Source organism: Bauldia sp., assembly GCF_965232525.1.
In the GTDB taxonomy this organism is placed as follows: Bacteria; Pseudomonadota; Alphaproteobacteria; order Rhizobiales; family Kaistiaceae; genus Bauldia.
In genome coordinates, this window is record NZ_OZ246980.1 from 2,032,778 (window position 1) to 2,047,296 (window position 14,519).

The window sequence follows — 14,519 nt, forward strand, 5'->3', positions numbered from 1 at the left end:
CATCGCGGTCAGCGCGGATGGACCCATTTCGGCAGGTACGAATAGGCATCCACGTCCTTGGCGGCGAACGACAGACCGCTGTCGGATAGAAGCGACTGCAGCCGGCCCTTGTTGAAGGCGTCAAGGGTTTCCGTGCAGCCGCCGATGTGTTCGCCGCCGACGAAAACCTGGGGGATGGTCGGGACCGAGATGCGCTCGCGCAGCGCCGCTCGGATGTCGCCGCCCCAGTTGTCCTCCTGATAGTCGACCGAGTCGAGATCGACGGATCGATAAGCCACGCCGATATCGGCGAACATGCGCCTGATCGACCACGAGAACTCGCACCATTCGAGGGCGAAAAGCACCACCGGCTCATCGGTCGAGGTCACAACCTGATCGACGAACGCAACCGCCTTCGGGGTGGCGGCGTCGGGCGCGGCCTTCCCGTCGGCCGGCGGTGGTTCCGGCGCGACATCGAAACGATAGCGCGGCGTCGAGGCAGCGATCTCCTTTTCCGCGTCGGTCATGTCCTCCGGCACGTCCTCGAACAGCGGGGTGGAGAGGTAGCGCTCGCCGGTATCGGGGATCATGCAGAGAATGGCCGTCCCTTTCGGTGCGCGCTCCGCGATCGCCATGGCGCCCGCGAAAGTGGCGCCGCCGGAGATGCCGCAGAAGATACCCTCTTCCGTCGCCAGCCGCCGCGAGTACTCCAAGGCGTCGTCGCCCTTGATTGGAGCGACCTCGTCGATCCAGCCGGCCGCGATGGTGTCATGAGCGAGCTTGGGGATGAAGTCCGGCGTCCAGCCCTGCATGAGATGGGGCCGGAAATAGGGATGGCTTTTCGCCGGCATGCCGTTGTCCAGGTAGGCTTGGGGCGCGCCGCTGCCGATGATCGGGGCGTTGTCCGGCTCGCAGACGATCACCTTGGTCTCGGGGCGTTCTTTTTTCAGAACGCGCGACACGCCTTTGAGTGTGCCGGACGTGCCGGCGCCGGTCACCCAGTAGTCGAGCCGGCGCCCGTCGAAGTCGCGCAAGATTTCCGGCGCCGTGGTACGCGAATGCATGTCGGCGTTCGCTTCATTCTCGAATTGATGGCAGAGGAACCAGTCATGCTTCTCGGCAAGCTCGATCGCCTTGGCGAGCATGCCGGTGCCCTTTTCCGAGGCTGGGGTCAGAATGACCTTGGCACCGAGGAACCGCATGAGCTTGCGGCGCTCGACGCTGAAGTTTTCGGCCATGGTGACGACCAGAGGGTACCCCTTGCGGGCGCAGACCATGGCAAGGCCGATGCCAGTGTTGCCACTGGTCGCTTCGATCACCGTCTGGCCGGGTTTCAGCGACCCGTCCCGTTCCGCCGCCTCGATCACCCCGAGGGCGAGACGGTCCTTCACCGATCCCATCGGGTTGAAGGCTTCGAGCTTGACGAACAGGTCGATGCCATCCGGCGCCAGCTTGTTGATCCGAACCACGGGCGTGTCGCCGACGGTTCCGAGGATGTCTTCGTAGATTCCGGTCATGACTTTATCTCTATGCGGGCGGACAAACCGCAGGGGACTGATGGCGTCGCAATATCAGGACGGATAAGGGGCCCGATAGGCATAATTTTCTGCGTTTTGAGCGTTTGGCGCTCGATGCACCTAGAATTCGCGCGGGCGAGCGAGTGCGGGGTTATAGATTTCACGTCGGAGGCCGCCTGTGACGATGGTCACAATGGCGACAAAACGCGCGGCCGCGAATTTTGAACCTGCAGTGTTGCGCACGGTCAGCTTGCCATCATAGCTTGGTGCTCAGCCCGGGGCGGGGCAACAGGGGATTCTGGGCAGCAGGAAATGATTTCGGCCATCGGAACGGCCGTCGTGGCAAGCTTGCTCTCGACGCCGTTCTCCTACACTTCGGAAGACACACTCGCGTGTCTTGCGGCAGACCAGGCGCGCGTCTCCGGCGATTACGCGGAAGCGGTTACGCTCTACGACCACTGCATCGACAACGTCGAACTCTCGGACGAAAACGCCGCGTATTACCATCTCGAACGCGGCAACTCGTACTATCAACTCGGCGCTTTCGACCGCGCCATCACGAACTACGACATCGTCCTCGGCTTCGATTCCGAGAACCTGGCTGCGTTCTTCAACCGTGGACTGGCGAATTACTACCAGGGGCGGCTGAACCGCGCGCTCGCTGATTTCGACCGGTACATCGAGCTCGATCCGGAAGACGCCGGCGCATTCACCAATCGCGGCGATATCTATGTCGATAAGGGCCAGCCGGATAAGGCGATTGCCGATTACGACACGGCTATCACGGTCGACCCCGAATTCGCCCGTGCCTACAACCGCCGCGGTAATGCTCACCGTCGCCAGGGCGCATACGACAAGGCGATCACCGACCATCAGGAGGCGATCCGTCTCGAGCCCGAACGCGCGATCGGATATCTCAACCTCGGGATCGATTATTATCGCAAGGGCGATCTCGATCAGGCGATCCGCAACTACGATCGATCGATCCGGATCGACCCCGACGATGCCACCGGCTACTTCAACCGCGGACTGGCCCTTCTGGAACGGGGCGAACTCGATCTGGCGATCGCCGACTACGACTCGGTGATCGACATCGATCCGTTTTACGCGGCGACGTTTCATGATCGCGGGTTGGCCTATTATCGGAAGGGCGACTACGACCGTGCGCTCGCCGACTTTGAAATGGCGATCCACTTGGACCATGACTTCGCGCTTGCGTTCTTCAATCGCGGCCTCGTCTACAAAGACAAAGGCGAAATCGAGCAGGCGATCGCCAGCTTTGGCGACGGACTGTTCTACGATCCCAACGACCCGGATGCCTATTATGCGCGCGGTTCGGCATATCGCCTCAAAGGCAGTCTCGACAGCGCCATACAAGATCTCACCGAGGCCATCGGGCTGGAACCGGGATACGCCGCCGCTTACGACGAGCGGGGCGCGGCTTTTTGGGACAAAGGGCAGGATCTGCTTGCCATCGCCGACTTCGATGCGGCGATCGAACTCGATCCCGATCTCGTTTCCGCCTATAGGAATCGCGGCGAAGTCCACCGCCTGAGAGGAGAAAACGACCGCGCGATCGCCGACTTCAGCGCTGTTATCAGACGCGCTCCGGAAGACGCAGACGCCTACCTTCAGCGGGCGCTCGCCAAGAGGAACGATGGTCTGCCCTTGGCAGCAATTGCCGATTTTGATGTCGCCATTGCCTTCGATCCGGAGAACGCCGACGCTTACAACGATCGCGGCCTGACGTATCAAAGTCAGGGCCAGCTCGATCAAGCGATCGCTGACTACAATGCAGCCATCCGGATTAGGCCAAACTTCGCCTGGGCCTTCAATAACCGCGGGAACATCTACAGAAGACAGGGAGAGGTCGACCGCGCGATTGCTGACTACAACACCGCGCTGCGTATCGATCCCAGCTACGCGGTCGTGCATCGTAACCGAGGCTTGGCTTATCGGCAGAAAGGTGCCTTTGACAGAGCGGTTGCCGATTACGATGAGGCAATTCGCCTTAATCCGCAGTATCGGTCGGCCTACCTTAACAGGGGTAACGCGCATCTCGATCAGGGGATGATCGATGAGGCGATTGCCGACTACGACGTGGCGATCCGCCACGATCCCGACGACGCGGTGGCCTTCCGTAATCGTGGCCTCGCTTACGACCGAAAAGAAGAATTCGACCTGGCAATCGCCGACTACACTGAGGCGATACGCCTCGATCCGGAACTTCTCGATGCCTATAACGATCGCGGCACGGCGTTGAAAGACACGGGCGAATTGTACCCAGCCATCGCAAACTTCACGACCGCGATTCGCATCGATCCGACCTACGTTTACGCTTACAACAACCGTGGCGTCGCATATCGGGATCTCGGTGAGCTCGATCTGTCGATCGCCGACTTTGACACCGTCCTTGGCCTCGAACCCGACAACGCGTTTGCCTACCGCCAGCGCGCCAAGACGTACGAGCGCAAAGGCGAGCACGACCGCGCGATTGCGGACTACAGCGCCCTCATCAACATCAATCCTGAAAACGCCCGCGCTTACTATGACCGCGGATTGCTACGGCAAGAAAGGGGTGAGTTCGATCAGGCGATTTCGGACTACGGCCGTTCGGCCAGTTTAGACGCGGATTTCGCCTGGCCAGTGAACAATCGGGGCAATGTCTATTTCGCGATGGAGGATCTTGACCGGGCGATTGAAGACTACAGCCTGGCAATTGAGATAGCCCCTGAATATGCCGTAGCCTTTCGCAACCGGGGCTTAGCCCACAAAAAGAAGGGCGAGCTGGAACAGGCAATTCGAGATCTCAGCGAGTCAATCCGGATCGACCCGGATTACGTCGACGCTTACAACGACCGGGGACGGGTACACAGAGATCAAGGTCAGCTTCAACTGGCCATTGCCGACTTCACCGAAGTAATCCGCCTTGATCCCAGCTATGTCCATGGCTTCAACAACCGTGGCCTGTCCTACCTGGATTTAGGCGAACTCGATCTGTCAATTGCCGACCTCGACACGGCCATTGAGCTCGATCCAAACTATGCCGCCGCGCTGAGGAACCGTGGTGTTGCCCATCGACGGAAAGGAGACCTCGACAGAGCGTTAGCCGACCATGACGCTGCTCTGATATTGGAGCCGGGCAATGCGAGGGGTTACAACGGTCGCGGATTTGCCTACAGCAAAAAAGGCAACCTGGATCGCGCAGTAGAGGACTATAGCGCTGCGATCGACATAGATCCGAATTTCGCGCTCGCATACTACAACCGAGGTCGCGCGCTCCAAACAATGCGTCGACTGGACGCCGCAATCGCAGATTTTGATGCAGCGATCCGTCTAGATGCAAACTATGCGGGCGCCTACAACCAGCGCGGTATCGCTCACTATGATAAGAGCGACTTCGATCAGGCGATCGCGGACTACAGCTCCGCCGTCGACATCAACCCCAAGGGCTCATGGCTGTTCAACAACCGTGGCAACGCCTACCGCGAAAAGGGCGAATACGATCGCGCCATCGCCGACTACGACACCGCGATCAGTCTCAATCCGGAATATCTTCTAGCGATCAAAAACCGGGCTGTTGCCAATCGACGCAGCGGCAACGTCGAAGCTGCCATTCGCGATCTACGCGGGGCGCTTGAGTTGGATGACGAATACGCCCAAGCCTACCTCGAATTGGGGCGTGCTTATCGTGCTGAAGGCAATTTGGACAAGGCGATCGCCAACTATGGTTTGGCGATTTCGCTCGAACGTGGGTACAGCTCCGCCTACAACAGCCGGGGCATCGCGTTTCGAGAAAGAGGCGAACTCGATCGCGCCATCGCTGATTTCGACAAGGCGATCAAATACGAACCAGACTACGCTGCCGCCTTTCGTAATCGTGGCTTAGCTTACCGGCAGCGCGATAATCTTGATCAGGCGATCGAGGACTACACCACCGCCATTGGCCTTAGTCCGAGTTCATCCTCGGCCTATTCCGGCCGAGCGCATGCCTATCTGGACAAGGGCGACACCAAGGCGGCAATCGCCGACCTCCGTGAAGCGATTCGCCTCAAACCAGAAGGGCACAGCGGCTACAACGCGCTTGCCTGGGCGCTCTATTTGTCGAACGATCCGGAACAGGCAAAGCCGCTGGTTGAGCAGGCCCTAAGCATCGCGCCGCAGGACGTGCATGCCATCGACACCCAGGCCCACATCATCGCCGCGCTTGGCCGCACCGACGATGCCGTTGCTGCCTTTGAGCGTGCGATGGACGCGGGCGGCGAGGAGCAGATCCGGACGTATCAGGCCGCGTTGGCCGAGCATGGATACGATCCCGGGCCGGTAGACGGGATCTATGGGGCCGCGACGTCGCGGGCTTTGCGCGCCTGCATCGAGGCCGGTTGCCGATTGCTGGACTAACGGGCGGCTCAAGCAGCCAGAGCCCTAGTGGTTCGACTCCGACATTTGCTACCCCTTGCAACACCCGCTCAGGCAAATGTCGGAGTCATAAGAACCACTAGCAAGTCTATGTTTCTAGTGGAACTTTTGAATTCGACATTTGAGCGAGAGCTTGGCCGCACATGGGACTCAAATGTCAAATTCGTTCCACTAGTCGATGTCCCCGAGGTCTTCCTCGAGTTCAGCCATCTGCTCGCCGCCGGCCATCAGGTTCAGCACTTCCTCACGACTCTTGTCGCCGCGGTTGAAGCGGGCGGCAACCCGCCCCTGTATGAGGACGACGAAACGGTCGCCGACGGCCATGGCATGACGGGCGTTGTGGGTGATGAACACAATCGCGACGCCCTCGGCACGGGCCTGGCGCATGAAGCGCAGGACGATCGCGGCTTCCTTTACCCCGAGCGCCGAGGTCGGCTCGTCGAGGATCAACACCTTCGCGCCGAAATACATCGCACGCCCGATGGCGAGCACCTGACGTTCGCCGCCGGACATGGTCCCGACCAGTTGATCGCCGTCGGACACGCGGGTGATGCCGAAGCGGCGGATCTGTTCGAGGGCGACGCTGTTGGCCGTGGCGGCATCGAAGCGCTGAAACGGACCGCGCCCCTTGGTCGGCTCGGCGCCGAGGAAGAAGTTGCGGCCGACGCTCATCATCGGGATGCTGCCAACGTCCTGGTGGACGGTCGCGATGCCGTAGCGGCGGGCGTCCCGCGGCCCCGAAAACCGCGTTTCCTCGCCTTGGTAGTAGAGCGTTCCGGACGTCGGCTGATGGTAGCCGGACAGGATCTTGATCAGCGTCGACTTGCCGGCGCCGTTGTCGCCGAGCAGACACAGGATCTCGCCCGGCATGACCTCCATGGAGACATCTTCCAGCGCGCTGATGCGGGCGAACGACTTTGACACATCGCGGAGTTCGATCAGCGGCGGCGCAGGCGGCATGGCCATGACCCCTAGCGCGCCGTCAACGCCAGACGGCGGACGTAGTTGTTGGCGAGCACCGCCGCGCCGAGCAGAACGCCGAGGAAGAGATTAATCCAGTCGGTGCTCCAGCCGGTGTAGAAGATGCCTGTCGAGATGACGCCGAAGATGGCGGTTCCGATGAAGATGCCGGAGACCGAGCCGTACCCGCCCCCGAGCAAAACACCACCGATCACCGCCACGATCGGGGCCTGGAACACATAGCCCATGCCATAGGTCGAATTGCCTGAATTCCACTGGACGCCCTGCAGGACGCCGACAAACGCGGCGGCGACCCCGGTCATGATGAACAGGATGATCTTGACGCGCTCGACCGGAACGCCAGCGCCGCGGGCCGCTTGCAGGTTGCCGCCGGTCGCGTAGATCCAGTTGCCGAAGACGGTTCGGCCGAGCAGCCATCCGCAGACAAGCGCGGTGAGGACCCACCAGAGGATCGAGATGTTCGCCTGTCCCCAGCGCGCGGCGAACACAGCGCGGGCCGACTCGGACTGGACGATGGAGCTCGACGTCACGTTAGCGATGAGGCGCGAGAATCCCATCGTCGCGCCGATGACAATGAAGTTGGTCGCCAGCGTTACGATGAAGGAGGGGAGGTGGGTCTTGACCACGACGAGCCCATTGGCGAGGCCGATCGCGCCGCCGAGAATGAGCGCAAGCGCGATCGCTGGCCAGATGGGCATATCGTAGAAGCTGGTGGCGATCGCGACGACCATCGAAGCCGCGCCAACCGTCGAACCGATTGACAGGTCGAACTCGCCGGAGATCATCAGCAGGCCAACCGGAATCGCGACGATGCCCAACTCGGCCGCAAGGTTGAGCCATCCCGCGGTGCCGTCGATCGAAACGAAACCGGTTCCGGTCGTGACGACGGCAAAGAACAGATAAGTCAGCACAAACGCAGCGAAAGCGCCGAACTCGGGCCGGTGCAGAATCGACTTCATGGCGACAAGTGCGGACCGGCGGTGTGGCGTCTGGGTGGCGTCATCGACGCGGATGGTAGCAGCCGGCCGAAGGCTGCTGAAGGTGCGGGTTCCGGCCGGCTCCATGGTCTCAGCTCTCCTTGATCAAGATGCGCCGCGGACGCCGGAGAACTGCTTGTTGACCTCCAGGGTCCGCTCGACGTTCGATTGATCGATGATGAGGGGACCGGTGGTGACCTGACCAATCGGATGCAGCCCGTAGTTCAGGTACTGATAAGCAGCCTGGATCGACATAAAGCCCTGCAGGTAAGGCTGCTGGTCCATCGCAAACGCGATATCGCCGGCCTTAATCGCCTCAAGCACCTCGTTTGACAGGTCCGCCGTGCCGATCATGACTTCGCCCTTACGGCCGACATCCTCGACTGCGCGCAAGGCGCTGATCGCAGGCACGGCGTTCAGCGTGTAGACGCCGTCGATGCCGTCATTGGCCTGGAGCGTCCCCTTGATCGCCTGCATCATCGCCTGGGGGTTGGTCGCGTCGCCGGTCCCGATCGTCTGGTACACGGTTTCCGCGCCGGCCTGTTCCATGGCGTCGATGTAACCGGTGCAGCGCGCTTCGACGGTCGGGTTGCCCGGAACCTGGTTGAAGCAGAGGCCCTTCTTGACGCCGGCGTCGGCTTGGATTTCACCGGCCTTATAACCCATCTGGTAAGGATCCTCGCCGATGAAGCCGAGGGACCCGTTCCCCTGCCACAGGGTCTGTCCGGAGTTGTGGATCAGCACAGGAATTCCCGCTGCCGTGGCTTCCTTGATCAGAGGGTCCATTCCGTCAGGAAAGAACTCGCCGACCAGCAGCATGCGCGGGTTGCGGCTGATCGCCTGCTGCAACAGTCGCGGATAATCGCTGGTCATGTTTGCCGTGTCGGTGACGGCAACATACTGATAGTCCAGTCCGAACAGCTCCGAGGCATCATCGAAGCCCTGCTTCACCGCGGCAAAGAACGGCCACGACAGCGGGCCACTGACCGCGATGATCGGGCCTTCATCATCGGCGCGGGCGTCGCTCGGGCCGAATGCGCCAAGGTTTGTCAGCATCACGCCGGCGAGCCCTAATGCCGCCGCGGCGCGTACCGCTCTCCCCGATATCCGCTTCATTGTCGTTATCACGGTCATTTGGGTTTCCTCCATCCTGGAACCGGCGCTTGAGCTGCCGTTTCGGCCGCTATCGTTGGGCATAAGCCGATGCATATCGCCCGCGCCTGATCAGAGACCAAACATGCCCGAGCGCCGTCTGTCAATAATTATTCAAGTTGAATGACTAATTGACATCGGTCCATGCCACCACTAGCGTGAGTGGCGGTCGCCACCTTGAAGGGCAGCGGTGGAAGACGGTAGACCTCCGTATCAACCTACTAGAATCATTGAATAAAAATGAGGATGACGGAGGAAGCGATGCGATCGGTGCTATGTTATGGGGACTCGAACACCTATGGCCAAACGACCGCCAACCGTCCCGACGATCGGTATGGACCGACCGTGCGGTGGCCCGGAGTCCTTCGCGCGGCGCTCGGCTCCAACTGGCTGGTGATCGAGGAAGGGCTTAGCGGTCGAACAACCGTCAACGACGATCCAATCGAGGGCGCCGAGAAGAACGGCCGAACCTATCTGCGCCCCTGTGTGATGAGTCACAAACCGCTCGACCTCGTGATCCTGATGCTCGGAACCAATGACCTTAAGGTCCGCTTCAACAAACCCGCATCGGAGATTGCGATGGGCATGGGGGCCCTCGTCCTCGACATCAAGGCCATGCCGTCGGGGCCCGATTTGCGCACCCCGGAGATCATGATCGTCGCTCCGCCCCCGATTCTGGAAGACTTGAAGGGTTGGGACGCGGTGTTCGCTGGCGGTCGAGAGAAATCCCTCGCCCTGGCATCCGAGTACGAGCGGATCGCCGAGGCGCACGAGGTTCATTTTTTCGATGCGGGAGCCGTGGTCGAGTCGAGTGAAGTCGACGGATTCCACCTCGATCAGGCCGGGCATGCTAGGCTCGGTGCCGCGATGGCGGAGGAAGTCGAGGCAATCGGATGGCTGGATTGACCGGCGTCGCGCATATCACCTCCCTTACGTTGAAAAGGGAGGCGACATTTGCCTGACCTGCGTTTTGCTCCGCCGCCCGCGTTGCGTGTCGCCGACCGGGGCGGGGGGCTCAATCAGACCAGTGTCCGCACCTATAACGAGCGATTGGTGATGTCGCTCCTGCGGCAGCATGACAGTCTTTCTCGCATGGAGCTCGGCAGGTTCAGCGGGCTTTCGGCGCAGACCATTTCGGTGATCGTGCGGGCGCTGGAGCGCGACGGCCTCATCCTGGCCGGAAAGGCTCAACGCGGACGAGTCGGGCCCCCGTCCACGCCGATGGCGCTCAATCCCGACGGCGCCTTTGCCGTCGGTGTGAAGGTCGGTGTCAATGTCACCGATCTCGTACTGATCGACTTTGTCGGCGCCCAGCGCCATTACTTGCGTCACCACTATGCGTCCCCGGCACCCGACGCGATCATCGCGCAACTCGTGGAAAATCTGCGAACGGCGATCGCAACGCTGCCAGCGGCCAAGCGGGATCGGATCGTCGGCATTGGGGTGGCTCTTGCCAACGACATCGAGATGTGGCCGCAGGGGGGGCGGATCGACGGCTCCAACGCGTGGGACGTGGTCGGCTTCGAAGCGGCGTTGGCCGCCGCGACCGGTTTGCCGGTCTACATCCAAAATGACGTCACCGCCGCCGCGGGCGCGGAGCTTATTTTCGGCGCCGCACGCACGATCGGTGATTTCGCTTACTTCTTCGTCGGGTACGAGTCGGCGAGCCGCCTTGTCCTTAACCATCACGTTTATGCCGGCCGCAGGGGTGCCACCCCTGCCGAAGGCTCCACCGCTACCGGGCTGGTTTCGTTGACCGATTTGGACACCGCGCTGAGGGATGCCGGATTGGAACCCGACCGCATCTGGCTCTCGCCGCAAGGCGACTGGTCGAACTTCGGCGAAACGCTCGATAGCTGGGTGAACTCTTGCGGCGACAGCCTGGCTGACGCGATCGCATTCCTTTGTGCTTTTGTCGACTTGAACAACGTCATCGTCGGTGGGCGGCTTCCGGCGAGTGTTGCCCGATCGCTGATCGATCGGGTGGCGGCGCAATTGAAGGATCGTCTGAAACTAGGCTCAGCGGCCCCGTCGGTGGCCCTCGGCGATGTCGGTCCATTTGCCAAGGCGATCGGTGCCGCGGGCCTCGTCTTCCACTCGCGGTTCATGGTGGAGGAGGTCGGTCTGGCGGCCGACGCGCCGGAGTAATCTCGGCCGGCTGCGTTCGGCTTTTCTCAGTGTCGTTTCGTTCTGACGGAGCCAGGTTCGGGGTACGCCGCGGTTTTGTGGTGACCTGTGAGGTGTACGCTTGAGAAAGGTCGGATCACCGTGATACTGAGCGGTGACCCTGCCGGGAGCGCCGGTCGGGCAGACCGCTCGCTTTGCGTGCGTCGGATCCTACACCGCGCGTTTCATGACTGTTTTTCTCCACATCGGCAGCCACAAGACCGGCACGACGGCAATACAGAAGTTCGCTCACGCGCCCCGTCGGAAGCTGCGCAACCGTGGCCTATGGTATCCGGGTTACTCCGAAATCGGTCGCCCGAGCCGGTACGGCCACCACCATTTTTCGCATGCGGTGGCCAACGCACCGCGCGGCGGTTTCCGGCCCGAGGATGCCCTGCGTTTCGCCGAGGCGATCCGGCAGCGTCGACGCGACGGCGAAGACGTCCTTATCAGCGCTGAACCGATATACCGTCACGTTCTCGGCGAGGGAGATTACTGGCAGCAACGCCGAGCTTATGTGGAGCACCTCAGAGACGTATTGGAGCTGGATGACGTCGTGGTCGTGGCAGTGCTTCGTCGCCAGGATGGATTCGCTCGGTCATTGTACCAGGAGAAGGTGAGGGCTAAACGCTACACGGCACCATTTCGGCAGTTCCTTGTCGAGGAGCGGCAGGATTTCGAGTACCACCGCCAGCTCGAGCCGTTTGCCGACGTCTTTGGCCGTGTCGATGTTAAGGTCTATGAAGATTTGCGTGATAAGGGTCTGATCGACGCGTTCTTCCAGCAACTTGGGGTGGCAGTGGCTGACCTGCGAAGAAAATCGGTCGCGAACCCATCTCTCCCGTTGGAGCTGGTCGAGTACAAGCGCCTTCTCAACGCAACCAGGGTCGACATGGATCATCTCGACGCGGCGGTCGGAAAGCTGTGGAAACGTGCGAGGGCGGGTGGCCTGATCGACGATACGGATTGGGTGCCGAGGCACGAGTTGGAGGCGTTCTGCGCTTCTTTCGACGTGGGGAACGAGCAGGTTCGAGCGCAGTTCGCCGGTGACAGGCCGGCCCCCTTGTTTCCTTCGCTTAGTGCGGCGCCTATCAAGGATCGTAGCGAGTACGCGGGCATGTCGGCCCGGCGGTTCGCGCAGCTGACGGCTGAAATATTCCTGTGACGGCCGCATCGCCCCTGTCGCGAAGCGTTGAGGCTGAGGCGACGAAGTCGCAAGGCGCCGATCCCGCCGCACCTCCAAGCAGCCGTCAGATCGCCATGGTGATCTCCCACCTCGTCGGACGAAGCGGGGGCGCAGAACGCATCTTCGTAGAGCTCGCGAACATGCTGGCCGAGCGCGGTTATTCAGTCACATGCGTAACGTTCGACGAAGAGGATGGAGAGCCTTTCTATCCCCTGAGCCCCGAGGTGGATTTGATCGCGCTGGCGCCGCGACATCGTCGCTCACACCGGTTTCCACTTAAGTGGTTGACCTCAAAGCGCTTTCCGCGATCAGTTCGGCAGGCTGCGGACTGGCATCTGAAAAAGGACCCGATCGTTCGCGCCGTGCGCGGCTATCTCCGTCGAGCACGGCCCGATGTCGCGATCAGTTTTCTTCCGCCGGCCAATACGCCGACCCTTCTCGCCGCCAAGGGTACGCGCACGCGCGTCGTGCCAACCAACCACAACGTTCCGGAGCGTGATTATCGTGACCCGAAACGTTGGAGCTCGAATCCACACGATCGCAAACTCCGCCTGTCCGCACTCCGCTACGCGAAGTTTGTCCATGTGATTTTTCCGGAATTCGGAGAGTGGTTCCCGGCCTCGCTTCAGGACCGGATTGTGGTTGTACCCAACTATGTGTCGAACCGGGTGTTGCGGCACCAACCGCAAGAAAAACGAGATAAAATCATCCTCGCCGTTGGTCGGGTCTCAAAGGTCAAGAACTACCTGACCTTGGTCGAGGCGTGGGGACGCATTGCAAAAAAACACACCGACTGGCGGGTCCTGATCTACGGCAACGGACCCCAGGGCCGACGGGTCAGACGTCGAATAGCGGCATTGGGTCTACAGGACTCAGTAGAGCTGGGCGGCCACCACACCGATCTCGGCGAAGTCTATGCGAGATCTGCGATTTTCTGCCACCCAGCGCATTTTGAAGGCTTTGGATTGGCGCCGGCAGAGGCGCTCGCCCTGAAAGTACCTGTCGTTGCTTTTGCCGACTGCGCCGGCGTAAATCAGTTCGTGAAGGATGGTGTCAACGGCCTGATGGTCCAGCGGAATGAGGGCGCCGAGGGGTTGGCGGCTGCTCTGGAGAAGCTCATTCTGGACCCTGATCTGCGAAACAGGCTGGGAGACCGCGGTCCGGAAAGTGTCGCGGCGTTCACTGAGCAGAAGTATGTGGAGGCCTGGGTCCACATTATCGAACGTAGTATGCGCGACGGCTGATGGGATGATCATCGATCGGACCGGACTTCGATCCGTTGCCGGCTCATACCCGGTTTCGTGTGCTCGTCCGAATGACTGATCCGGTCTTCCTTCTCGGAGTCGGTGCACAGAAGTGCGGAACCAGTTGGCTCCACGAGCAACTGGCGGCGCAGGTAGACATCATGATGTCGCCAATCAAGGAACTCCACTATTGGGATCGGCGTTTCCATCCAGATTTCTTCGCGCCGCGTGAAACCGCCAAGCTCCTCACGAACTTGGTCAAGAAGAAGGGTGATGCGGTCACGTCAGAGGTCGACTTCGAGCGCATCGCTATGGATTGCGGGGAGAACTACTACCTCGCATATTTTCAGTCCCGGCTCAGGCCGCACCATCGCGCGCTTGGCGAGATCAGCCCATCGTATTCGGTGCTTTCCGCCAATGAGTTTGGCTACATACGACGGTTCCTGCCCTATCCGACCAAGGCGATCTTTCTCATGCGCGATCCGGTCGAGCGCGTCTGGTCGCAGTGTCGAATGCAGGCGAAAAAAGCGACGGGGCGCGGGCGCGACGTCACGGCCGAGCATCTCTTCCGGCGAAGCATCGACCGAAAGAAAATCGACGCACGGACCGGATACGACAACACGGTCAGGAACCTCCTTGAGGCTTTCCCCCGGGACGACATTTTTTTCGGTTTCTTCGAAACGCTGTTTTCTGCGCAGGAGATGGAGCGACTGGCCGATTTCATTGGTATCGGCCGCCTGGATGTCGATCTTGTCGCCAATCCCAACAAAGGCGCCGCGGTGGCGAAACCGGACCCCGCCGTTTGGAGCAACGTTCGCGCCCACCACGCCGATGTGTACGCATTCGTCCTCAAGCAGTTCGGATCCCAGGTACCGGAGAGCTGGCAGGTTTAACCGCG

General features: G+C 60.9%; 10 protein-coding genes and 1 pseudogene. 7 read left to right on the top strand and 4 right to left on the bottom strand.

Translation table 11 applies throughout. The features are described 5' to 3' along the window. Positions 1-8 precede the first annotated feature (8 nt). Positions 9-1,496, bottom strand: a complete 1,488-nt coding sequence (locus tag ACO076_RS09670) for a pyridoxal-phosphate dependent enzyme (protein ID WP_421726507.1) — start codon at positions 1,494-1,496, stop codon at positions 9-11. A 312-nt stretch (positions 1,497-1,808) separates the two neighbouring features. Here ACO076_RS09670 and ACO076_RS09675 point away from each other — a divergent pair. Both ACO076_RS09675 and ACO076_RS09680 read left to right on the top strand, forming a co-directional pair. Further along, positions 1,809-2,543: pseudogene (locus ACO076_RS09675) on the top strand (tetratricopeptide repeat protein); the annotation flags it as partial. A gap of 36 nt (positions 2,544-2,579) precedes the next feature. Further along, on the top strand, positions 2,580-5,897 hold the full coding sequence (locus ACO076_RS09680) for a tetratricopeptide repeat protein (protein ID WP_421726710.1): 3,318 nt from the start codon (positions 2,580-2,582) through the stop codon (positions 5,895-5,897). A gap of 189 nt (positions 5,898-6,086) precedes the next feature. Here the strand turns inward: ACO076_RS09680 and ACO076_RS09685 are convergent, their stop codons facing one another. From ACO076_RS09685 to ACO076_RS09695, 3 genes are read right to left on the bottom strand one after another with little or no spacing between them, the layout of a single operon-like run. Further along, on the bottom strand, positions 6,087-6,875 hold the full coding sequence (locus tag ACO076_RS09685) for an ATP-binding cassette domain-containing protein (protein ID WP_421726711.1): 789 nt from the start codon (positions 6,873-6,875) through the stop codon (positions 6,087-6,089). Positions 6,876-6,886: 11 nt separating this feature from the next. Then, a complete protein-coding gene (locus ACO076_RS09690) occupies positions 6,887-7,960 on the bottom strand; it encodes an ABC transporter permease (RefSeq protein WP_421726508.1) in 1,074 nt (357 codons plus the stop codon). A gap of 18 nt (positions 7,961-7,978) precedes the next feature. Then, complete coding sequence (locus tag ACO076_RS09695; protein WP_421726509.1) at positions 7,979-9,007, bottom strand: sugar ABC transporter substrate-binding protein; 1,029 nt, start codon at positions 9,005-9,007, stop codon at positions 7,979-7,981. A 279-nt stretch (positions 9,008-9,286) separates the two neighbouring features. On the opposite strand from ACO076_RS09695, the gene ACO076_RS09700 reads away from it, so the two are divergent. The 5 genes from ACO076_RS09700 (at position 9,287) to ACO076_RS09720 (ending at position 14,514) form a co-directional block, all read left to right on the top strand. Further along, complete coding sequence (locus ACO076_RS09700; protein ID WP_421726510.1) at positions 9,287-9,931, top strand: SGNH/GDSL hydrolase family protein; 645 nt, start codon at positions 9,287-9,289, stop codon at positions 9,929-9,931. A 48-nt stretch (positions 9,932-9,979) separates the two neighbouring features. Further along, entirely contained in the window at positions 9,980-11,173 is a 1,194-nt protein-coding gene (locus ACO076_RS09705) for an ROK family transcriptional regulator (protein WP_421726511.1), read from the top strand. A gap of 205 nt (positions 11,174-11,378) precedes the next feature. Further along, a complete protein-coding gene (locus ACO076_RS09710; RefSeq protein ID WP_421726512.1) occupies positions 11,379-12,356 on the top strand; it encodes a hypothetical protein in 978 nt (325 codons plus the stop codon). Further along, complete coding sequence (locus ACO076_RS09715) at positions 12,353-13,621, top strand: glycosyltransferase (RefSeq protein WP_421726513.1); 1,269 nt, start codon at positions 12,353-12,355, stop codon at positions 13,619-13,621. The genes ACO076_RS09710 and ACO076_RS09715 overlap by 4 nt, the downstream gene beginning before the upstream one ends. Positions 13,622-13,692: 71 nt before the next feature. After that, a complete protein-coding gene (locus ACO076_RS09720; RefSeq protein ID WP_421726514.1) occupies positions 13,693-14,514 on the top strand; it encodes a sulfotransferase in 822 nt (273 codons plus the stop codon). Positions 14,515-14,519 lie beyond the last annotated feature (5 nt).

Coding starts and splice junctions, on each gene's coding strand:
- ACO076_RS09695 (WP_421726509.1), bottom strand. CDS start 9,007: ATGACCGTGATAACGACAATGAAGCGGATATCGGGGAGAGCGGTACGC.
- ACO076_RS09720 (WP_421726514.1), top strand. CDS start 13,693: ATGACTGATCCGGTCTTCCTTCTCGGAGTCGGTGCACAGAAGTGCGGA.
- ACO076_RS09690 (WP_421726508.1), bottom strand. CDS start 7,960: ATGGAGCCGGCCGGAACCCGCACCTTCAGCAGCCTTCGGCCGGCTGCT.
- ACO076_RS09685 (WP_421726711.1), bottom strand. CDS start 6,875: ATGCCGCCTGCGCCGCCGCTGATCGAACTCCGCGATGTGTCAAAGTCG.
- ACO076_RS09710 (WP_421726512.1), top strand. CDS start 11,379: ATGACTGTTTTTCTCCACATCGGCAGCCACAAGACCGGCACGACGGCA.
- ACO076_RS09700 (WP_421726510.1), top strand. CDS start 9,287: ATGCGATCGGTGCTATGTTATGGGGACTCGAACACCTATGGCCAAACG.
- ACO076_RS09670 (WP_421726507.1), bottom strand. CDS start 1,496: ATGACCGGAATCTACGAAGACATCCTCGGAACCGTCGGCGACACGCCC.